We start from the raw sequence: 22,225 nt of genomic DNA, 5'->3' as shown, positions 1-22,225 counted from the left end.
TCGGGATTTATTCGTCTGAATATTCGTCTGAGTATTTGTCTGAATTCGTCAGAACGCCCCTTAAAACAAAAATATTTGTGCTCTTTGTCAGCGAGATAGGATTTTTATCACTACTTTTGCGCGATTTCTAAAGGTTTTAACAAATAAACATTACAAGAAAAAAGATGAATGTAATTACAAAAAGCGTTTCTCTGCCCGATGGCCGCGTCATCAGCATTGAAACCGGAAAACTGGCAAAGCAGGCTGACGGAGCCGTCATGCTTCGTCTCAACAACACGATGCTGCTCGCCACCGTTTGTGCCGCCAAGACCGCACAACCCGGCACAGACTTCATGCCCCTGCAGTGTGACTACAAAGAAAAATACAGCGCAGCCGGACGCTTCCCCGGTGGCTTCACCAAACGTGAAGGTCGCGCCGGTGACTACGAAATCCTCACCTCCCGTCTCGTGGACCGTGCCCTGCGCCCCTTGTTTCCCTCTGACTATCATTGCGAAGTCTATGTGAACATCACGCTCTTCTCCGCCGATGGCGTGGACATGCCCGACGCTCTTGCCGGCTTCGCAGCCTCCGCTGCTCTCGCCGCCAGCGACATCCCCTTTGAAGGTCCCATCTCCGAAGTGCGCGTCGCTCGCGTTGATGGAGAATACATTGTGAACCCCACTTTCCAACAACTCGAAAAGGCTGACATGGACATCATGGTCGGTGCCACCGAGGAAAACATCATGATGGTGGAAGGAGAAATGGACGAAGTGCCCGAAAGCGCACTCCTCGAAGCACTCAAAGTGGCACACGAGGCAATCAAACCCATGTGCCAACTCCAAAAAGAACTCTCCAAGGAACTCGGTACCGACGTCAAGAGAGAATATGATGACGAGGTGAACGACGAAGAACTCCGTCAGGCTGTGAAAGATCAGTGCTACGCTCCTGCCTATGCCATCGCTCAAGCCGGTGACCACGACAAGCATCAGCGTGAAGAGGCGTTCACCAAGATTCGCGAGGACTTCAAAGAAGCCTACGCCGCCGCTCATTCCGACATGACCGCTGAAGAACTCGAAGAGAAGAACGCCCTCGTGGACCGCTACTATCACGATGTGGAGCGCGACGCCATGCGCCGTTGCATCCTTGACGAAGGCAAACGCCTCGACGGTCGCGGCACCACTGACATTCGCCCCATCTGGTGCGAAGTTTCTCCGCTCCCCATGCCTCACGGTTCTTCCATCTTCACTCGCGGCGAAACTCAGGCGCTCGCCACTGCCACCCTCGGCACCAAACTCGACGAAAAGATGGTGGACGACGTGTTGGACAAGAGCTACATGCGCTTCCTCCTTCACTACAACTTCCCGCCCTTCTCCACCGGCGAAGCCAAAGCACAGCGTGGCGTTGGTCGTCGTGAAATCGGTCACGGTCACCTCGCTTGGCGCGCCCTCAAGGGTCAGATTCCCGCAGACTATCCCTACACCATTCGCGTTGTCAGCGACATCCTTGAAAGCAACGGTTCGTCCTCCATGGCTACCGTCTGCGCCGGAACGCTCGCTCTCATGGATGCCGGTGTGCCCATCAAAGCTCCCGTCAGCGGCATCGCCATGGGACTCATCAAGAACCCCGGCGAAGACAAATATGCCGTTTTGAGCGACATCCTCGGCGACGAAGACCACCTCGGCGATATGGACTTCAAGACCACCGGTACTGCCAAGGGTCTCACCGCCACTCAGATGGACATCAAGTGCGACGGTCTCTCCTACGAAATCCTTGAAAAGGCACTCGCCCAAGCCAAGCAGGCACGCGAACACATCCTTTCCAAGATTGTGGAAGCCATGCCCGCACCCCGTCCCGAACTCAAACCCCACGTGCCCCGCATTGAAGCCTTCGAGATTCCCAAGGAATTCATTGGTGCTGTCATTGGCCCCGGCGGTAAAATCATTCAGGGCATGCAGGAAGAAACCGGTGCCACCATCACGATTGATGAAGAAGACGGCGTAGGCAAGATTCAGGTGAGCGGTCCCAACAAGGAAAGCATCGACGCAGCTGTTGCCAAGATTCGCGCCATTGTTGCCATCCCCGAAGTGGGCGAGGTCTATGACGCAAAAGTGGTCAGCATCATGCCCTACGGCTGCTTCGTTGAGTTCATGCCGGGCAAGGAAGGCTTGCTCCACATCAGCGAGATTGCTTGGAAGCGTCTCGAAACCGTGGAAGAAGCCGGCATCAAGGAAGGCGACACCATTCAGGTGAAACTCCTTGAGATTGACGACAAGACCGGCAAGTTCCGCCTCTCTCACCGCGTGCTTGAAGAGAAGCCCGAAGGATGGGAAGAGCGTCCCGCCCGTCGTCCCCGCCGTGAAAACGGTGAGAACCGTCCCCCGCGCCGTCCCCACCACGACTAATTGCGGAGTAGGCGAGTGAAACCACGACTCTGGTGGTTGCCACATTGCATGCTCCCTCTCTCCTTTCAAAGGCTGCACCGAACTCCTCGGCGCAGCCTTTTTTTAGATGGCGTGTTCTATAAGTGATGGAATATGGCGCGGTCGTGTCAAATAGATGTCAAGTAGATGACCGTCAGAGCAGTTTGCTATACATAAATCAAAGGGAAAAAACTCTGCAATCTATACACGAAAACCTACATTCTGGTTTTTGAACACGAATCAAACGAATGAACGCGAATGAAGCGTATGGATCGAATGAACGCGAATGAATCGTGCGTAACGTGCGTAACGAACGTAACGAACGTAACGGGGTGATGACGGGTCGGTGACGGGGTGTCACGGGAGCAGAGTTGCATCAAAATCTGCATTCGTCAAAAACATAGCGTTCGCGGACGGCGTGGCATTGTTCCCGCGCGCCGCTTCGTCACTCCCGCGCGCCGCTTCGTCACTTACCGCGGCGCGACGGTAAACTTACCGCGGCACGGCGGTAGACTTACCGCGGCACGGCGGTAAACATGCCGCGGCACGGCGGTAAGTGACGAGATGCGCACGCAGAAGTGACGGAGCCTCTTTTAGAACACCTCGTATGCCTAAACGCGTTGAGAGGTCTCGCCGCTCGGAAGCGTTCCATTTGTTTCTCTGACGTCTCAAATTGCCGCGCATCTCTCCTCGTTGCGAGGAAAAATGCTTGATTTACACAGAGAAACTTGCTCATTCGTGCAATATTCCGTATTTTCGCGCGGAATTTGCACGAATGCTCTTTGTTGGGCATTTTGCTCTTTGCGGAAAACGAAATAAATACGTAACAAACTCACACATACATTTCTCATGGAATTATTTTCTGAAGCGATGGTCGCCTTGTCGCAGGTTGGCGGGTGGCTGTCACAGTTGGGAGAAATGCTTTCTTCTCCCGCCGGACAAGTCGGTACCGTTCTTGTCATCTTCGGACTCACCATTGTGGCTTTCATGGCAGACAAGGTGCGCTCCGACATTGTCGCTCTCAGCTCTCTGGCACTGTTGCTTGTCACCAACGTGCTCACTCCGTCAGAGGCGCTCGCCGGTTTCTCCAACTCTGCCGTAGTCATGATGATTGGTCTCTTCGTGGTCGGCGGTGCCGTGTTCCAAACCGGTCTTGCCAAAATCATCAGCGGTCGTCTGCTCAAGCTTGCCGGCACGAATGAGGTGAAACTTTTCTTCCTCGTGATGCTCGTCACCGCCGTTGTCGCTGCCTTTGTCAGCAACACGGGAACGGTCGCCCTGCTGCTTCCCATCATCCTTGCCATGGCGAAGTCCGCCGGCACCAGCCCAGCCAAGTTGATGATGCCTTTGGCGTTTGCCAGTTCAATGGGTGGCATCCTGACGCTCATCGGTACGCCTCCCAACTTGATTGTGGATGGCTATTTGCGCGACAACGGTCGTGAAGGTTTTGCCTTCTTTGACTTCCTCCCCATCGGTATCATCTGTTTGGCGGTCGGTCTGTTGCTCCTCTATCCCCTTTGCCGCCTTTTCATGGGCAAGAAGTCCAAGGACAGCGAAGCCGAGGGCGAAGAAGACAACCTGGCTTCCCTGCTCCATGAATACCACATCGACAATCTCGTCTTCCGCCTCCAATCCCCCGACAAGATGTCTCCGCTCGAGGGACGCACCGTGGGTGAGTTGGACATTCGTCACAAGTATGGCGTGACCATTCTTGAGGTGCGCCGCTCCAATCGCACGGTCTTCAGCAGCAACATTCAGGAACCCGTTTCCGTCTCGACGCAGTTCCACTCCGGCGACACGCTCTACGTTCTCGGTCACAAAGAAAAAGTCGAGAAATTTGCGGCAGAACAACAGCTCTCCGTCTTTGAAGACATTGAGACCGAAGGCAAAGCCAAGCTTGACTTCTACGAAATTGGTCTCGCCGAGGTGCTCATCTCGCCCGAAAGTGCCATGATTAACCGTCCGCTGCGCACCGCTAACTTCAAGGAACGCTACAACGTCAGCGTCTTGGCGATTAAGCGAAATGGAAAATACATCTTCGATGATGTGCTCGACTCCATTATCAAGCCGGGTGACATGTTGCTCGTTCACGGCTACTGGAAGGGCATTGAGAGCATGAACAAGAAAAACCGCGAGTGGATTGTCATTGGTTCTCCCAACAAAGATGCGGAAAGCGTGGCACTTGACCACAAGGCTCCTTTGGCAGCCTGCATCATGACCATCATGGTGCTTTGCATGGTGTTCGCTGACTACATTGGCGTGAAGCCCGTCGCCACCGTCATCATTGCCGGTTTGCTCATGGTGCTGACTCGCTGCGTGAGAAGTGTCGATGCCGCCTACAAGATGATTGGTTGGGAAAGCATTGTCCTGATTGCGGCGATGATGCCGATGTCCACTGCGCTTTCCAAAACCGGCATCTCCGAATGGATTGCCACGACCCTCGTGGAAAATCTTCACGCCTACGGACCGATTGCGGCGATGGCAGGTGTCTATCTCGTGACCTCCGTGCTCTCCACCTTCATCAGCAATTCGGCGACCGCCATTCTCGTGGCTCCCATTGCTTGGGCTGCTGCTTCCCAGTTGGGAGTTTCTCCGACGCCGTTCATGATGGCAGCCGCCGTGGCAGCTTCTGCTTGCTTCGCCACCCCGATTTGCACGCCGCCCAACGCCATGGTGATGAACGCCGGACACTACAACTTCATGGACTACGTGAAGGTCGGCGTACCTCTCCAAATCATCATGGGCATTGTCGCCATTCTGACCATTCCTTTGTTCTTCCCGTTCTAATAAAAAAATGAAAATAATTTTCACAATGAAACGTTCACTTCTTCTTTCCCTCGTGCTTGTCCTCGGCATTTTCTTTGCCGGTGAGAGCAAGGCTCAGAGTTTCAACTGGGGCATTGATGCCGGTATGAACCTGACGAAACTCAAACTCGACGGCGGCGGCACCGACGCCTATGGCAGACAAATCTCCTCCTCCAACCGTGCGGGTTGGTATGTCGGTCCGAAAATCAGTTTCTCCAGCGGCATTGGTCTTGGATTCAACGCCGCCATCCAGTATTCTGAGCGCTATCTCGACATCAACGACAAGACGGAGACCTATCGCTCCTTTGAAATCCCTGTGAATCTTGTCTATAGCATTGGTCTCGGAAGCGTGGCAAAGGTTTATGCCTCCACCGGTCCTCAGTTTGGCTTTGCCATCAACAACATGAGCTGGAGCAACTTCGGCAGCGGCACGAACTTCAGCACGCGCAACCTCAACACGACTTGGAACGTGGGTGCCGGTGTCCGCCTCTTCAAGCACTTTGAAGTCGGCGTGGGCTACAACTTCGCGCTGGGCCACACCGGAAAAGCCATCTTTGAAAACTTCGGAGGCAATGCCGGAAGCAACACGGACTATCGTTTGAAGTATAAGACCAACTCCTTCCAGGTTCACGCCGCCTACATTTTCTAAGAGAGCGGCTGTCTCTCGGACAACAACGAATGCAACGGTCTTGAACGCCATTTCGGTGACGTTTCAAGACCGTTGCATTTTTTGTTGCTGTCCCGGTAAGCGTTCTAGTGCGGACTCCTGTAGGTTATGCCGGAGGTTTTGGGAAGTTTGAGGTCGATGATGGCGAGCGTGTAGGGTTGGGAGTGGAGCGCTGAGGAGACGAACTTGAGGGCTTCGCTGCCTGACTGTGCGCAGGAAGTGTCCGTCGTGAACAGAGGAGCAAGCAGAGCGGCGACTCCGCGAGCCACCACGGGATGGTCATCGACGATTAGCAAACGAGGTTTCATTTGAGGGTGTATATTATGGAATAGGGAGTGCGCCCCCCCTATGAAGTTGTTTTTGTGTGGGTTTGATTTTTCGCCGAATCGTGTTTTTTTGTTTTCGGAGGCGTTTCTCTTGTCCACGAACGCGGCATTTTTTGTGTTGGGGTTGAGTGCTTTCTGTAGCAAATATACTGATTATCTTTTAGTTATGGAATTTTTTTACCTTCTTTTTTTCGTGATGGGTGAGGGCAGAACTCGGCTCTTTCGTGGAGAGGTCTGCGTCAGAGACAGTCGGCACATTGTCGGAAAAGTTGCCCCGTTGTTCTTTCAATCACGGGGCGGTACATGAAAAAACTGCGCAAGAGCAGAGTGCCCTAGCGCAGTGTGGGAGAGTGACGTGAAAATCTGACGTCGTGTGTTTTGGAGGAGTTACTTGTTGTTGATATAGCCGTAACCGTAGCCATAACCATAGCCGTAACCGTAGCGGTAGTTGCCGTATCGGCTGCTGACGTACTTCGTGCCGTTGAGGACGATTGCCATGTGCTTGTAGGTGTTCTCCTGATAGAGTACGTTGACTTCCTTCAAGAGGCGGCGGTCCATGACGCCGGCGCGGATGATGAAGAGGCTGATATCGACATATTTCTTCAAGATAATCGTGTCGGCAACGATGTCGATGGGCGGACAGTCAATGATGATGTAGTCATATTGGTCCTTCACCTTTTCCATCAGTTCGCCCATTCTGTTGTTGAGGAGAAGCTCTGTCGGGTTGGGCGGTATGATGCCGACGGGCATGACGTCCACTCCGATGCCGAGGGCATCCTTCTTGATGAGCGCGTCCGTGTTGTCGTCGAGTCCTGCGAGGTAGTGGCTGATGCCGACTTTCGGTTTACCGACGATGCCGGAGAGCGAGCAGTGGCGCAGGTCGAGGTCGATGGCGAGCACTTTCTTGTTCTTCAGTCCGATGACTTTGGAAAGGTTGGCTGTGATGAAGCTCTTTCCGGAGCCGGCGTTGAAGGAGGTCAGCATGATGACCTTGCTGCCGTCCTGGAAGCTGTTGACAAAGTAGTCAAGTTTGGTTCGCAGGATGCGGAAGGATTCGTTGATGAGGTCGCGCGAGTTCTCTTCGATATAGACCATTCGATCCACGTTTGTGCGTCCTCTCTGCCACCAGTGCTTCTTCTGCACCATTGCGGGGATTTCTCCGAGTAGCGGCATGGGCATCTCGTCAAGGTCAGCTCTGCCTCGAACGGTGTGGTCCATGGTGTCGCGGAGGAAGAGAATGCCGATGGGGATGGCGAGGCCGATGCCAAAGGCGACGAGGAGAATCATTCTCTTGCGTGGTGAACTCGGCATGTTGGAACCCGTGGGCGGCTGGATGATGCGTGTGTTCCAAGCGGTGTAGGTTTTGGAGAGTTCGTTCTCTTCACGTTTCTGGAGGAGGTAGATGTAGAGAGACTCTTTCACCTTTTGCTGGCGTCCGATGGAAAGCAGTTGTTTCACCTGTCGTGGTGCTGAGGCGAGTTTTTGGTTGGTTTCTCCCTCGGTTCGTTGCCAGTTTTTGATTTGCGAGTTCAGTTGTGAAATGAGATTCTCGAGAGAGTGGATGATGGTGCTGCGCTGTTGTGCCAGGTCGTTCAGCATCCTCTGCACGATGGGCGAGTTGTCGCTGCTGTTTGTGCGGAGTTCTTCACACAGGCTGACCTGTCGGTTGTAGTTGGCAATCATTTGCTCGATGCCCGTGGAACCGATTCCCGTGTTGGTGGGGAGATATTTTCCCTCTTTGGTTCGGTCGTTGAGATAGTCTTTGATGTATTTCGCCACGCTGAGTTGGTTGTTCAGCAAGAGGATTTGGTCTGTGTTTCTCTGGCTTTGTGTGAGATACATGGCAGATGCCTGGTCCAAGTCGGGGAGGAGCGTGCTGGACTTGTAGTCAGAAATCTTTTGGTCCACATCGCCGAGTTCTTTGCTCAGTGTGTTGAGACGTTCGGTGATGAACTGGTAGGTGCTTTCCGCCACTCGGTTGCGGTCTTTGAGCCATTGTTCGTTATAGACTTCAATGAGTTTGAAAATCATGTCTTCGGCGCGCTGGCGGCTGGCGTCGGAGAGGTTGATGTTCAGGATGGATGCTTCTTTGTCGGCGAGGGTGACGGAGAGTCTGCCGGAGAAGGAGCCGGCAATGGCTTTGACCGGATATTTCGTCACGGTGATTTCCTGGTCGGTGAAGGTTTTTCCCCAGAATTCTGTCGGTTGGATGACCACTTTCCCGACGGGAGTGCGTCCGAGCGTTCCCATGTCCACGGTGATTTTTTTCTCGTTGATGCCATGGTCTGTGACGAAATCCCAGAGTTCTGCTTTTTTGTTCGGGAGCAGTTTCATTTTGAAAGAGCATCCGAACTGGTCGCTTGCTTCGGGCATGAGGAGTGTGATGGGCGAGTTGTCATAGAGCGGTGCGTTGTGTAGTCCTTCCTCCACCGTCATTTGGATGTCGGTGTGGGCTCGTTTGACGGTCTCTTCCATCAGCACGGGAGCGCTGAGGATGATGATTTCGTTGTTGATGTTGGCGTTCTGAGAGATGATTCCCAGGTCTTTGAACTCCTGATTGATGGATGAGGTGTTGTTCTCGTCGTTTTTGATGAGCAGTGCAGCGCTGCGGGTGTAGATGGGTGTGGAGCGCAGCGTCCACAGTGTGGCAGCCGTCACTGCCAGTATCACGGAGAGTACAATCCAATACCATTTGGAGAGAATCACGATGAGAAAGTCTTCAATTTTGAAATTTCTTTCTTCAACTTCTTGGAAGTTCGGATTTTCGTTGGCCATGTTGAACGTATGATTGAGTGAAGAGTAGGCGTTCTGTGCTGAGGCTGGCTCTGCGTGTTCGGTGGAAGAGACACTTTGGATTCAGCGCAGACGCTCGTTAATATCTTAAAACTTTGCAAATATAGGGAAGTTCGTTTAATTATCTCTCATTTTGAGGCATTCATTTCTAATTTATTTCTCTCTTTCTTCACAAAACGTCTTTTTTGTGCTTAAAGGGGCTGTAGTTAGGAAGTATTTCGACGGTGTTTGTGTTTGTCTCGTCCAATTTTGAAACGAAAATCCCAACCCCGTCTTTTGGGGGATTATACAATCCCGCCATCCCCTGTCATTGCGTCCTGTTTTTTGTGTTTATAAAACGGGGACTGCGTCGTGTTGGCGCAGTCCCCGTGGAAGGTTCAATCATTGGACTCTCGTTTCATTCCCACGTGCTGTTGGTGGAGCCGGAAGACCAGGAGCGGTGAGAGGAAAATTGCGAGCCGTAGTCTTCATAGTCGTCATCGGACTTGTTTCCCGTGGTGATTTCGCTATCGATCACACCGGGTGAGGCGGCGAGCATGCCCTCAGCGCGGAAGCAAAGGTCTTGGGAGAGCGGACGGATATAGGTTTTCTTCATGGTCATGGTGTTTTTCATTTGACAATAATTTTTCTTCCGTCAATGACATAGACGCCGCGCTCGAGTCTGTCGGCGGGACGGTTCACGCGTCGTCCGTCGAGGCTGTGGATGCGAGCACCGTTGTCTTCGGTTTCCATGCCGGTGATGCCGGTTTGCGTGCCGAAGTCGAAGCTGTAGCCACGCAGCGCTCCCGAGGTGGGCACGGCGAGCCATGCCTTTCCGGCTTTGCTGACGAAGGCTGCACCGTCTGCGGCGCCGTAGAAGAAGCCGAGGGTCTTCACGTCAGAGACTTTGGAGTAGGTGAGCTTATAGTACTTCGTGTTTGCCTCGCTCTCAATCAACGCGTCGGTCATCTGTCCGTGGAGCAGGTTCGTGCCGTTGAAAACGTCTGTGGCGTCAGAGTAGTTGAACTCATAGGTTCCCGGTTCGCCTTTGATGAGGAGGGCGGTGTTGGCAGGAACGGTGCTGCCGGCAGCATAGTCCCAACTGGTCTGAAGTTTGCCGACGTCGGAGCCGTCGCTCTGCACGGTGCTAATCACTGCGCCGGTGACGCCGGCGGGCATTTCAATGGCTCGGTCGGAGAAGAATGTGCCGTAGCCTTCAGCGGTGAGGATTTCCATGGCGCCCTTGTCGGGAGTGACAGTGCCTTGGGTGAAGTCGATGATGATTTCGTCGCCTTCCTCGGTCGGGATGCGCACCACGTCGGTTGCTACGATGGCTGTGCCGACGTCAGTGCTGTTCTTCGTGATTCTTGCCGAAGCGATGTCGGCGGCTTTAATCATGAGCGGCTGTCCCTTGTGGGAAACGACCCTGACGAGCGTGGCTTTGCCGGCGCTCCAAGTGATGTCCACGGTGAAGTTGCCGACTGCCTTCATGCCCGTCATGGTGCCTGCTGTCCAGGCGGAGGGCAGGGCGGGGAGCACCTCGATGGTGTCGCTCTGGCTCTGCATAATCATTTCTGCCATGCCGGCGCAAGCACCGAAGTTACCGTCAATCTGGAAGGGAGCGTGGGAGTCGTAGAGGTTGTAGAAGACTCCGGCGCCACCGTTGGCGTGACGGAGGGCGTTGTTAAGGATGGTGCGGCTGTGGTCGCCATCCTTGGCGCGTGCCCAGAGGTTAATCTTCCAACCCATAGACCATCCCGTAGCGCCGTCGCCGCGCAGGCGGAGGGAGTTGACGGCAGCGTCGTAGAGTGCCGTGCCGGGGGTGACTTGGCTGAAGGGATAGAGACACATGAGGTGGCTCATGTGGCGGTGGCCATTTTGACCGGCAGTGAAGGCAGAAGTCTTCCACTCGCGAAGGATGGGGGTGTTTGCGGCGATAGCGGTTGTACCCCACGTACCGTCATAAATTTCCGTTGCCAATCCCGGGTCGAGGTTGTCGAAGCGGTTTTTGAGTGTGGCGAGATCCTCATCACTGATGCCCGCAGCCTGCTGACCGAGGATGCGGATGGCAGCGAGGGTGTTGTCGAAGAGGTCATAGACCAACTGTTGGGCGTGAGCCACGCCGTTCTCACGGCCGGGACCGTGCTCAGGCGAATATTCGTTGGGGCAGACGTAGGTGCCGTCGGTGTCGAGCACGAGGCGGTCCATCCAGAACTGAGCTGCCGAGAGCATGGCGGGGAAGGCGCGCTGCAGATATGCCTTGTCAAGCGTGTAGCGGTAGTGCTGCCAGAGGTGCGTGCAGTACCAAGCGTTGGCGATGACGTAGTTGTGCATGAAGGAGCCGACGCCGCCGAAGATGTTGTTCTCCGTGTAGCAGGTCCAGCCGCGGCTCTGACCGGCAGCTGTGGCGTACCCCTTCCACTGCGGGCTGTTCGCCATGTTGATGATGTAGTTCAAGAACGGCTCGTGCATCTCGCTGAGGTTGGTCTGCTCGGCGGGCCAGTAGTTCATCTGCACGTTGATGTTGGAGTGGATGTCGGCGTTCCAGGCGGGGTTGTCCATGTTGCTCCAGATGCCTTGGAGGTTGGAGGGCAGGGCAACGCCGCGGGAGGAAGCGATTTCGAGATAGCGTCCGTAGGCGAAATAGAGGTTTTCGAGCATCAGGGCGTTGGTACCTGCTCCGCTGTTGTAGGAGTCGATGAGCGCGTTGGTCGTGACGGTGTTGCTGATGCCGTCGAGTTCAAGGCTCATGCGGTTCCACAGAGCGTGGTGGTCTTCAAGGTGTGCGTTCTTGAGGGTGGTGTAGTCCTTGGCGGCAGCAGCGTTGACGGTGGTGCGGAGGTTGGAGGTCAGCTGTGTCGTTCCGGAGACGTAGGTCGGAGATGCCGGGTCGAAGTCGGTAGCGCCGGAGATGACCACCATGATGTCAGAAGCGTCGGCGACGGTGATGCCGTCCTCATCGGTGGTGACGGTGCCATCTGCGCCGAGGTTCACGACTTTGAAGCGCAGTGCATACTTAATGGTCTGGGTTGAGCCTGAGAAGGTGTTGCCGGAGAAGAAGCCGCTGCCCTCGGCGTAGGAGGTGGTGCGTCCGAGGATGTTGCCGCTCTTCATGGTGATGCGGAGGTTGAGTTTGGCAGTGCCGTTGGAGACATAGTGTGCCACAACTGCCTTGTCGGGGTTGGAGGCAAAGTATTCGCGAGTGTATTCGGTCTGGCTCTTGGCACTCTTGAAATATACCTTACCCAAAGCGTCGGCGAGGTCGAGGCTGCGGTAATAGTCCGTGGCGCCTTCCTCGGGTCGGAGGCTGAGGTCGCTGCCGATGTTCTCCACAAAGACGGAGCCGAAGTTCTCGAACTGACCGTAGTTTGCGGTTTGGTCGGTGGATCTGCCGCTCCAGAGGGTCTTTTCGTTGATTTGTATTTCATCGCGCATCACGCCGCCGAAGAGGCTGGCGCCGAGCTGACCGTTTCCGATGGGCAGTGACCATTCCATCCAGTTGGAGTATCCCTGACCGCCGGAGTAGAGGCGAGCGGTGGTGGCAGGCTCGGTGTACCACAGCGTGAACTTCTGTGTGGGAGAATAGCTGGTGCTACCGCTGACGGTGTAGTCGGCGTATTCTATTGCAGAGACGGGGATGAACTTCATGGGGTTGCCGCCGTCGGCTGCAGACCATACGGAAATACTTGTGCCTTCCTTAGCACCTTGATACATGTTCAAGTGCGGATAGGTCGTGCTGGTCACACCTGCAGGTTTGATTTCCCAAGCCTGAGCGTATGAGCCCTTGGACACGACAAGGCTGAACTTGTAAGCATCTGTGTCACCATCGCTTGCAGAAGTCTTGAGGAAACCAGACTCGTTCGTGCCATCGAAGTAGGCAAACTCGCCCTTCTTGTTCATGAGCTTGAAGCTGTTCTTGTTGCCGATGAAGCGCCACATCATCTCCTCCTTATATAGTTGGGACTTCGTCACAGTGACCTGACCTCCCACGGTGGAGGGAGCAATCCAGTTGAAAGATCCATTGCAGAACTGCATGTAGTACCATTCATCGCTCTCAGTCGGAGTGGCGTTGGCATAGAAGATGGGTTCTTCGGGAGCGGGAGGCAGGATGACTTTGAGGGGGTTGTTGGCGTCGCCAATGGTCCAAACGCCGAGGTTCTTTCCTGCTCCTGTGCCGCCCACCTGGTTCATGGCTTGTGTGGCACCCGAGTTGATGAGTTCGAAATAGCCCGGATGCGCGGTGCTCTGGCGAAGTTCGAAGGTGACGGCGTCGTCGGCAGAAGTTGCGGTTTGATAGTTTGAACCACTATAGCTCAAATAGCGTCCTGCCTTGTTGATGGCTTTGAGCGAGGTGAGTTCCGTGCCGATGAAAGCCCAAAGCTGTCCGTTCTTGTTGTGTGCCATGGCGGCAGTCTGCGCGTTTGTGTCAGCGCCCTTGTCTTCAACCACAGCGCCCCCCGTCTTGAATTGAATGTAATAGTAGGTTGACTCATTGGTGAGGGAGGAAGCATCAGCGTAGAGGGTGGGATTTTCGGCGAACATGTTCTCCGACTCAAAGAACTGGATGCGGTTGCCGGAGTCGTCATTAGTCCAAATGCCCAAGCCCGAGGGGGTGTTGATAGAACGGTCGTTCATTCCTCTCTTGTTAGAGTCGCCCACACGGACGATTTCCACGTAGTCACCACAGGGGTCAAAATAGAAAGCTTTTGCTGAGGCTGATTCAGTGCCAACCTGGAAGCGACCATTGTCTGTATTATCGGCATCCAAATCGTAAACATACATGCCAGCCTTGCTTACCATGACGAAGTTATCTTTTGTTCCGATAAACTTCCATTTGTACTCGTTCGAGTTCGCAACAGACGAAGCGAGTTCAAGCTTTGTGTCAGTAGAGGCTGCCTTCATGTAGGTGTTGCGGCCTGTCATCTTGAGAATATACCAATACTCGTTGCTTTCATCAGAGAACTTCGGTAACTTGGCGAGATAGGCATTGTAGGCGCCGTCAACACTTTCCGCATCGGCACACGCCATTTTGTTGCCACCATTAAATTCATTCCAGACTCCGACTTCGGTTTCGTCTCGCTTGTTGAAGCCCCACTTGTTGCTGTCGCCTTTACGATAGATTTCAAAGTCGTTGACCGTATTACCCGAACCTAAGCAGAACACAATGGCGTCGTTGATGGTGGCAGAAGCAGCACCCGTATAATAACGTCCGTTTGCCTGGGAACCGCTCGTGCCGCCATCGTTGCTGTTGGAAAAGCTGGTAATGTAATGTCCTAAACGGCTACGAAGCGCGAAACCGCCCTCGTTATCAACGGGAACGAGCTGCCATTGGCGCGCCTTGTCGTTGTATGTTACAGTGCTGTTAAGTGCCACCTTGGTGCTCTCACCGGCATCCACGAGATAGTGTGTGGCGCTGTTGGTCAGCGAGAGGTAATACCAAACGGGCTCTTCCACGTCGGACAGCAAAGGCAGTTTGCTTTGGAAGGTGGTGTAGTCGGCTAGTGCGTTCGCTACCGGAACAAAGATGAACTTGTTCAAATCATTGTTTTTGTTTTTCTCGGTGAGCACGGCACCGTGGAAGCAATTATTGCCCGAAATACCGAAACGCTTACCATCGCTACCAACCTCGGTGCGATAGAGTTCCCAATAGTTGGTATATTGGTCCATTGCGTAGGTTATTGCTTCCGTGTCGGAAGTCACGTAACGTAAAGTACTACTATTGTAATACAGTTTGTGACCGGCTTTGTTCACCAGAGTGAAACTGGTGGTGCTTTCGCCGACCACTTTCCATTGCTGGTCGTCGGCGCGAGCAAGGTCAAAGCCCATCACCTGCACGTTGTTACCCACACCGCAATCGGTAAGGTAGCAGTTGTAGTTCGACTTAAACCTGATGTAGTACCAGGTCGCCTCTCCGTCCTCGGTTGAAAACGTGGGCGTCGTCGGTACCGCGCCAACCGTGAGCGAAGCCACGAGGCACAGCAGAAAGGTTAGAAAATGTTTCATGTAAAAAAGTATTAGAAATAAATATGTTCTCGCGGAGACAGAAAACAGACCGGCGTTGCCGGCGGAGCGGTGCGGAAAAAGTATATCAATGAAAGTAAGTGCATTCTGCTCCGCCGCAAAATTAGATAAAACAAACTATCCCCCCAATTTTTGATAACAGTATTTTTGAGTGCGCACCGCTTAAATGACAGTTCCGTGACATCGGCGGCAGTTTTTCCTGTGCTTTCTTGCGCCGTCTTGTAAATAAGGCGTAATTTTGCGCTCATTAAAAGGGGGGGCTATAAATTACGGGATAAGGAACGTTCAAAAGAAAGTGCTTACGTTTTGGTCGTTTTTCGTTTCTTAACGCGCCCTTTTGTAAGTTTCGTCAGTCACATAGCCCGCTATGCTCCTTCCTCAACTGACAAAAGTTCATCTCTAAGAAATTAAAAATCAACTCAACCTAATTTTTAGAACACCCCTAAAAATTTAATATGAAAAAAGCACTCATCACAGGCATCACGGGACAGGACGGTTCCTTCCTCTCCGAGTTTCTTCTTCAAAAAGGCTATGAGGTGCATGGCACCATCCGACGCTCCTCCGTGGATTTCCGCGAACGCATTGCTCACCTCGAAGGGCGTGCGAACTTTCACCTTCACTATGCAGACATGGGCGACTCCATGAGTCTCATCAAGGTCATCGCCTTGGTGCGTCCCGACGAAATTTATAATCTCGCGGCGCAGAGCCATGTGCAGGTTTCGTTTGACTCGCCCGAATACACCGCCAATGTCGATGCCACGGGTGTGCTCCGCGTGTTGGAGGCGGTGAGGCAGTGCGGGCTGACAGACACCTGCCGCATCTATCAGGCTTCAACCTCCGAACTCTACGGCAAGGTGGAGGAGGTGCCGCAAAACGAGCTGACACCTTTCCACCCCTACAGTCCCTACGCCGTGGCGAAACTCTATGGCTACTGGATTGTTCGAGAATATCGCGAAGCCTACGGCATGTTCTGCTGCTCCGGCATCCTCTTCAATCACGAAAGTGAGCGTCGAGGCGAGACCTTCGTCACGCGAAAAATCACCCTCGCTGCCGCCCGCATCAAGCAGGGTAAGCAGGAGAAACTCTATCTCGGAAACCTCTCCTCGCTCCGAGACTGGGGCTATGCCAAAGACTACGTCGAGTGCATGTGGCTCATTCTGCAGCACGAACGTCCCGAGGACTTCGTCATTGCCACGGGCAAGCAGCACTCCGTTCGCGAGTTCTGTCAGTTGGCGTTCCACTATGCTGGTATCGAATTGGAATTTCAAGGGGAAGGGGCTGACGAGCGAGGCATTGATAAGGCAACGGGCAAGGTGCTTGTGGAGGTGTCGCCCGATTTCTACCGCCCGACGGACGTCGTCAATCTCTGGGGTGACCCCTCCAAGGCAAAAAAGGAACTCGGATGGAATCCCGGCAAGACAAGTTTTGAAGACTTGGTGCGCATCATGGTGGAACACGACATGGAAAAGGTGGCACTTGAGCGCGCCTCGGACCACATTCGCACCAATCTTGCCGAATATCTTGAAAAAGGCATTGTGAAATAGTCCCCGGCTCCATAATATCTTTCACTCATTTCAAGACAATTTTCTTCTCTCATTTCAAGACAATGCAAGCAGACTCTAAAATCTTTGTGGCAGGACACCGAGGCATGGTGGGCTCTGCCATTGTGCGGGAATTGCAGCGGCAGGGCTACACCCACATCCTCACCCGCACCCACGCCGAACTTGATCTGACGCGTCAGACTGAAGTGGAGGCTTTCTTCGCCCAAGAAAAGCCGGAATATGTTTTCCTCGCCGCCGCCAAGGTGGGAGGCATTGTGGCAAACCAGAGTGCCCTCGCGGACTTTATGTATGAAAACATGATGCTGGAGATGAACGTCATTCACGCTGCGTGGCGAAACGGGTGTCGAAAACTGGAGTTCCTCGGTTCGTCGTGCATCTATCCTCGCCTCGCCCCGCAGCCGATGAAAGAGGACTGTCTGCTCACCTCCGAATTGGAGAAAACGAACGAGGCGTATGCGCTGGCAAAGATTTCGGGATTGAAATATTGCGAGTTCCTGAACCGCCAGTATGGCACGGACTTCATCAGCGTGATGCCGACCAATCTCTACGGTCCCAACGACAACTACCATCCGACACACAGTCACGTGTTGCCCGCACTCATCCGCCGCTTCCACGAGGCAAAAGTCGCACAGCTGCCCTTCGTCACCTGCTGGGGCGATGGCAGTCCGCTCCGCGAGTTCCTCTATGTGGACGACTTGGCGAACCTCTGCGTCTTTCTCATGAACCACTACAGCGGCAACGAAACGGTGAACGCCGGCACGGGACTTGAACTTTCCATTGCCGAACTCACGCGCCTTGTGGCGAGGATTGTGGGATATGAAGGAGAAATCCGCTGGGACACATCAAAGCCGAACGGCACGCCGCGCAAACTGCTGGATGTCTCAAAGGCACGCGCCCTCGGATGGGAAGCACGCACCCCGCTCGAAACGGGTATCCGCCTCGCCTACGATGACTTTCTCCAGAATCCGATGCGTGCGGAACGTTGAAAGAAAAACAGAAATCTTCGCCTCCCGGCTTTCTCCGGACAGCAATAAAAACACAGCTGCGCAGGATCTTGTGGTCCTGCGCAGCTGTGTTTATGGTGCTTCGTGGGTTCGGTTTCCGAACAGACGAGCGTAAGGGTCAGTTTGTTTTGGCGGGTTCTTTCTTCACCTTGAGCACCTCCACTTTGAAGATGAGGGTGGAGAAGCCGGGAATCTTTTCGCCCTGTCCGCGTTCGCCATAAGCGAGGTCGTAGGGGATGTAGAGGTTCCAGACGGAGCCTTCGGGCATCATCTTGAGTGCCTCGCGCCAGCCTTTGATGACTTGGTCGGGACGGAAGGTGGAAGGCTTGTTGCGTTTGTAGGAAGAGTCAAAGACCGTTCCGTCGATGAGTGAGCCTTCATAGTGCACCTCCACTTCGGTGCTGTCGTCCGCCACGGGACCTGTTCCTTCGGTGAGGATGCGATATTGCAGTCCGTCTGCCAGTCTCTGCACGCCTTTGAGTTTGGCGTTTTGTGCGAGCCAGTCAAGGTTTCGTGCCTTATAGATTTCCTGCTGATATTTTATTTGGTTTTCCACGACTTTCATGGCGCTGTCAGCGGTCATGGTGCAGGTTTCTCCGAGGACGGCTTTGGAAAGTGCGTTTTGGAAGGTGTTGACATCGACGTAGGTGGTGTCCATGCTTCCGGCAGCCTGCTTGTTGAAGTAGGGGAGGTTTTGTTTGTTGATTTGTGCGATGCGGAGTCCGGCAGCGTAGGCGAGGGCTTTGGCGCGTTCCTCATCGGAAATCTCTGCCGTCATTCCTTTCATCGCTTCCGCGAGGTGTGCGGCGTCAATGTTTTCGCGGCTGGTGAGATACTGTTTGAGTGATTCGCTTTGTGCGATGCCGAGTGCTTCGGAGAAGGTTTTTCCATCCACGGGTTTGATGGAAGGAGCGGCAGGTGTCTCCACTGCGGTGGTGGCAGTCTTAGCCTTTGTTTTCTTTGCTTTCTTCTGTGCGTTGGCGGGCAGACAGACGGCTGCTGCCAGGGCGAGAACGAAAAAGAGTTTGAGTTTCATGATTCAGAGTTTGATTGGGGAATCACTTTTATTTAACGATTTTGACCAGTGTGATTTTGAAGGTCAGTGCGGAGTAGGGAGGAATGGGACCGGTTCCCTGTTCACCGTAGGCGAGGTCGTAGGGGATATAGATTTCCCAAGTAGCGCCGACGGGCATCTGGGGAAGAGCAATCTTCCAGCCTTCGATGACGTTCTTGAGGCTGAGTGTAGCCACGCCGTCGGGTTGGTTGGCGGAGGTGTCGAAAACCTGACCGGCGGTAAGTGTACCTTCATATTTCACGACCACGCTGTCGTTGACTGTGGCGCGTTCGGTGGAGTTGGAGTTTTCGATGACTTTGTAGAGCACGCCCTTTTCAAGTTTCTGCACGCCTGCTTCTTTTCCTTTGGCTGCCATGAACTCAGCGGATGCAGTCTTCTGCTTCCCGTAGATGTACGCCATGATGTGCTTGTTGGCTTCTTCGCGGTCCACGAGTTTTCCGTCGATTTTGAGTGCGGTTTTGTGTTTGACGAGAGCCGTGTAGCCTGAGATGAAGTTCTTCATGTTGACTTTCTTGGTGCTGTCGCCGGAGAAGATTTGGCTTTCGAGTTGCGGCATTTGCATTTTGCTTTGGAGTCCTTGCATGACGCCGATGTAGTATGCCATTTTCTTTTTGTTGTCTCCGACCTTCATTCCTTCACTGAATCCTTTGAGGAATTCGTCCACGTAGGCGGAGTCGCTTCCGGCTTGGGTGAGGTAGCCCACGAGTTGTTCGCCGGGAGACATGGCGATGCCGAGTTCGTAGCTGATGGTGTCGATTTCAGTCTTCAAGTTTGCTTTCGGAGTTCCGTTGTGGCAGGAACTCAGCATGGCGGTGGCGGCAACGAGTACCGCAAAGATTGATTTTTTCATTATTGTTTGGGTTTTTAGAAGTATTCTATAAATAATGGGGTGTTCTATGATTTAATAAGGTGCGTTCAAAAGAAAGTGCTCACGTTTTCAGCCTAATTTTTAGAACACGCCTTATAGGATTTAGAGCACCTCGATGAGTTCGACGTCAAAGATGAGTGCTGCGTAGGGCGGGATGCTCTGTCCGGCGCCTCGTGTGCCGTAGGCGAGTTGGTAGGGGATGAAGAAGCGGAATTTGGCGCCTTCTCCCATGAGTTGCACGCCTTCTGTCCATCCGGCAATCACGCCGTTGAGGGGGAAGACGGCGGGTTCGCCGCGGCGGTAACTGCTGTCGAAGACCGTGCCGTCGATGAGTGTGCCCTCGTAGTGGCATTTCACCTGGTCCGTGGCTTTGGGCTTTTTGCCCTTTCCTTCGGTCAGCACCTTGTATTGCAGACCGCTGGGGAGCACGACCACGCCTTCTTTTCCGGCGTTCTCTTTGAGGAAGTTCTCTCCCGCAGTGCGCACTGCCTCACCGGCACGTGCCTCTTCTTTCTGCATGAATTCGCTGACAAGTTTGTTGGCTTCTGCACCGGTCATTTCGGGTGCGTTTCCTTTGATCACGTCTTCCACTGCTTTGGCAAAGCGTTCGTTGCGAAGGTCGGCAACGCCCATGTTCTTCAGATTCTGTCCGATGATCATGCCAAGTGCATAACTGAGTTTTTCCATGTATGTGTTGTTTGATGATTCTTTTGCGAGGTTTCGCGAAGTGATGGGAGTTGAGAAGCGGGAGCGTGAAAGGAGGAGGCGCGTGTGATGGATTCTGCCTGCCCCTCGGGCACACCGCTTAACAGCCTGCAAAAGTACAAAAAAATCCGTATGGGGTCTGTGTTTCACTGATTTTCTGTGAAGAAGGTAAAACTTTGCGAGTTCTTGAGGGGTGTTCTGTAAATTATGGAATGGCGAGCATCCCTCAAGTTTTTCCAACTTCTTGAGAGGTCGCACAAAGTCGCACGCCGGAGAAAAAGCAATTTTAACACTCTCTTCCCACGGATAAAACTTATGTTTTGTACTTTTGCAGCAAATCCGGGACGGCACAGCCGTTTGACGTTTGTGCTCGTTCCCCTGTCTCTTGAATTCACATATCTATTCTATTTATAAACCTCTATCAGAAATGGCTTTTCTTACAGAAGACAAATTGGTTATCGTAGGTGCCGGCGGCGCCATCGGTTCCACGATGGTTCAGACCGCTCTCACCATGCAACTCACCCCGAATGTGTGCCTCTATGACGTCTATGCTCCGGGCATGGAAGGCGTGATGGAAGAAATGTTCCACTGCGGCTATGACGGTGTGAACCTCACCGCCACCACTGACGTGGCTGAGGCTTTCAAAGATGCAAAATACATCATCTCCTCCGGCGGCGCGCCCCGCAAGGCAGGCATGACACGCGAAGACCTGCTCGCAGGAAACTGCAAAATCGCCGAGGACTTGGGAAAGAACATCAAACAGTACTGCCCCGACGTGAAGCACGTGGTTGTCATCTTCAACCCCGCTGACCTCACCGGACTCGTCACTCTGCTCTACTCTGGGCTGAAACCTTCTCAGGTAACCACACTCGCCGCACTTGACTCCACTCGCCTTCGCAGCGAACTCACCAAGAAATTTGGCGTGAAGAGCAGCGAAATCACCGGCTGCCGCACCTACGGCGGTCACGGCGAAGCCATGGCAGTCTTCGGAAGCAAGGTGATGGTGGCTGGCAAAGCACTCAGCGACCTCATCGGTACCCCCGAATTCACTCAGGAAGACTGGGAAAAACTTCGTCACGATGTCGTGCAGGGAGGTGCAAAAATCATTGAACTGCGCGGACGCAGCTCCTGGCAAAGCCCCGCTTACTGCTCCGTGGAAATGATTCGCTCCGTCATGGGAGGCGAAAAATTCCAATGGCCCGCAGGAACTTACGTTTCCAACGACAAATACAACCACATCATGATGGCGATGGACACCACGCTCGACGAAAACGGTTGCACCTACAAAATGCCGGAAGGAACGCCTGAAGAGATGGCGGCACTCGATGCCAGCTACGAACACCTCTGCAAGATGCGCGATGAACTCGTCACGCTGCAGATTGTTCCCGAAATCTCCAAGTGGGGAGAAATCAACCCGAACTTGAAATAAGACAACAACCTAAAGGTCGTTTAATTATCTACGCAATAAGGAGCGTTCAAAAGGAATCACTTTCTTTTTGAACGCTCCTTATTGCGTATAATTTTGAACAAACCTTTAACCCTGCACTATTCATAAATTAAAGGGAAAGAAAAAACTCTGCAAACTATACACAAAACCCTACATTTGTCCTGCATTCCGCTGATTATCCGTGCGTTGTGAAATGTATGGTTTGTGCTCCTAACCCTACACAAACTATACATTGAACTATACATTGAAGCGCGCAAACCCTACACGAATGCGAGCGCAAACCCTACATTGCAACGGCGCGCAGTTTTACTTAGGAGCGCATCTAAGTAAAATTTGAGGAAGGCAAAGAAAAATTTGAGGAAGGGAAATAAAAATTTGAGGAAGGGAAATAAAAATTTGAAGAAGGCAAATTAAAATTTGAGGAAGGCAAATTAAAATTTGAGGAAGGGAAATAAAAATTTGAAGAAGGCAAATTTTAACCGGGTGCGCTCCTAATTTTTCCTAGTAGTCTGTAAAGTCTAAAAAGTGACAATAGGATACAAATGTTTGAGTTTGATTCTGGCATCGTCTGTTG

Annotated in this window: 13 protein-coding genes; 6 read left to right on the top strand and 7 right to left on the bottom strand. The window is 53.2% G+C overall.

Annotated elements, in window-relative coordinates; translation table 11 throughout:
- Window positions 1-164 precede the first annotated feature (164 nt).
- The 3 genes from pnp (at window position 165) to I6E40_RS04645 (ending at window position 5,853) form a co-directional block, all read left to right on the top strand.
- Complete coding sequence (gene pnp, locus I6E40_RS04655; protein ID WP_235385738.1) at window positions 165-2,381, top strand: polyribonucleotide nucleotidyltransferase; 2,217 nt, start codon at window positions 165-167, stop codon at window positions 2,379-2,381.
- Between the two features lie 936 nt (window positions 2,382-3,317).
- Window positions 3,318-5,186, top strand: coding sequence for an SLC13 family permease (locus tag I6E40_RS04650; protein ID WP_235385752.1), 1,869 nt, complete (start codon window positions 3,318-3,320; stop codon window positions 5,184-5,186).
- A gap of 25 nt (window positions 5,187-5,211) precedes the next feature.
- Entirely contained in the window at window positions 5,212-5,853 is a 642-nt protein-coding gene (locus I6E40_RS04645; RefSeq protein WP_235385737.1) for an outer membrane beta-barrel protein, read from the top strand.
- A gap of 104 nt (window positions 5,854-5,957) precedes the next feature.
- Here I6E40_RS04645 and I6E40_RS04640 read toward each other — a convergent pair whose 3' ends face one another.
- From I6E40_RS04640 to I6E40_RS04625, 4 genes are all read right to left on the bottom strand, one after another.
- On the bottom strand, window positions 5,958-6,179 hold the full coding sequence (locus I6E40_RS04640) for a response regulator (RefSeq protein WP_235385736.1): 222 nt from the start codon (window positions 6,177-6,179) through the stop codon (window positions 5,958-5,960).
- Window positions 6,180-6,584: 405 nt separating this feature from the next.
- Entirely contained in the window at window positions 6,585-8,972 is a 2,388-nt protein-coding gene (locus tag I6E40_RS04635; protein WP_235385735.1) for a GumC family protein, read from the bottom strand.
- A 415-nt stretch (window positions 8,973-9,387) separates the two neighbouring features.
- On the bottom strand, window positions 9,388-9,603 hold the full coding sequence (locus I6E40_RS04630) for a hypothetical protein (RefSeq protein WP_235385734.1): 216 nt from the start codon (window positions 9,601-9,603) through the stop codon (window positions 9,388-9,390).
- The gene (locus tag I6E40_RS04625) at window positions 9,600-14,972 is read right to left on the bottom strand and encodes a glycosyl hydrolase family 95 catalytic domain-containing protein (protein WP_235385733.1); all 5,373 of its coding nucleotides are present in this window, start codon (window positions 14,970-14,972) and stop codon (window positions 9,600-9,602) included. The genes I6E40_RS04630 and I6E40_RS04625 overlap by 4 nt, the downstream gene beginning before the upstream one ends.
- Before the next feature lie 473 nt (window positions 14,973-15,445).
- Here I6E40_RS04625 and gmd point away from each other — a divergent pair, with 473 nt between their 5' ends.
- Complete coding sequence (gene gmd / locus I6E40_RS04620; protein ID WP_235385732.1) at window positions 15,446-16,534, top strand: GDP-mannose 4,6-dehydratase; 1,089 nt, start codon at window positions 15,446-15,448, stop codon at window positions 16,532-16,534.
- 62 nt (window positions 16,535-16,596) lie between these two features.
- Entirely contained in the window at window positions 16,597-17,538 is a 942-nt protein-coding gene (locus I6E40_RS04615; protein ID WP_235385731.1) for a GDP-L-fucose synthase family protein, read from the top strand.
- A gap of 136 nt (window positions 17,539-17,674) precedes the next feature.
- On the opposite strand, the gene I6E40_RS04610 is transcribed toward I6E40_RS04615, so the two are convergent.
- From I6E40_RS04610 to I6E40_RS04600, 3 genes are all read right to left on the bottom strand, one after another.
- Window positions 17,675-18,592 carry an FKBP-type peptidyl-prolyl cis-trans isomerase gene (locus I6E40_RS04610; protein WP_235385730.1) on the bottom strand — a complete coding sequence of 306 codons (918 nt, stop codon included), beginning with the start codon at window positions 18,590-18,592 and terminating at the stop codon, window positions 17,675-17,677.
- A 28-nt stretch (window positions 18,593-18,620) separates the two neighbouring features.
- Window positions 18,621-19,481 carry an FKBP-type peptidyl-prolyl cis-trans isomerase gene (locus I6E40_RS04605; RefSeq protein WP_235385729.1) on the bottom strand — a complete coding sequence of 287 codons (861 nt, stop codon included), beginning with the start codon at window positions 19,479-19,481 and terminating at the stop codon, window positions 18,621-18,623.
- A gap of 120 nt (window positions 19,482-19,601) precedes the next feature.
- The gene (locus I6E40_RS04600; RefSeq protein ID WP_235385728.1) at window positions 19,602-20,186 is read right to left on the bottom strand and encodes an FKBP-type peptidyl-prolyl cis-trans isomerase; all 585 of its coding nucleotides are present in this window, start codon (window positions 20,184-20,186) and stop codon (window positions 19,602-19,604) included.
- Between the two features lie 445 nt (window positions 20,187-20,631).
- On the opposite strand from I6E40_RS04600, the gene I6E40_RS04595 reads away from it, so the two are divergent.
- Window positions 20,632-21,633 (top strand): malate dehydrogenase, encoded by a 1,002-nt coding sequence (locus I6E40_RS04595; RefSeq protein WP_235385727.1) that lies wholly within the window; start codon window positions 20,632-20,634, stop codon window positions 21,631-21,633.
- Window positions 21,634-22,225: the final 592 nt, after the last annotated feature.

Origin of the sequence: Prevotellamassilia timonensis, assembly GCF_021531665.1 — a bacterium.
Classification (GTDB): Bacteria; Bacteroidota; Bacteroidia; order Bacteroidales; family Bacteroidaceae; genus Alloprevotella.
This window is presented reverse-complemented; position numbering and strand designations above follow the sequence as displayed.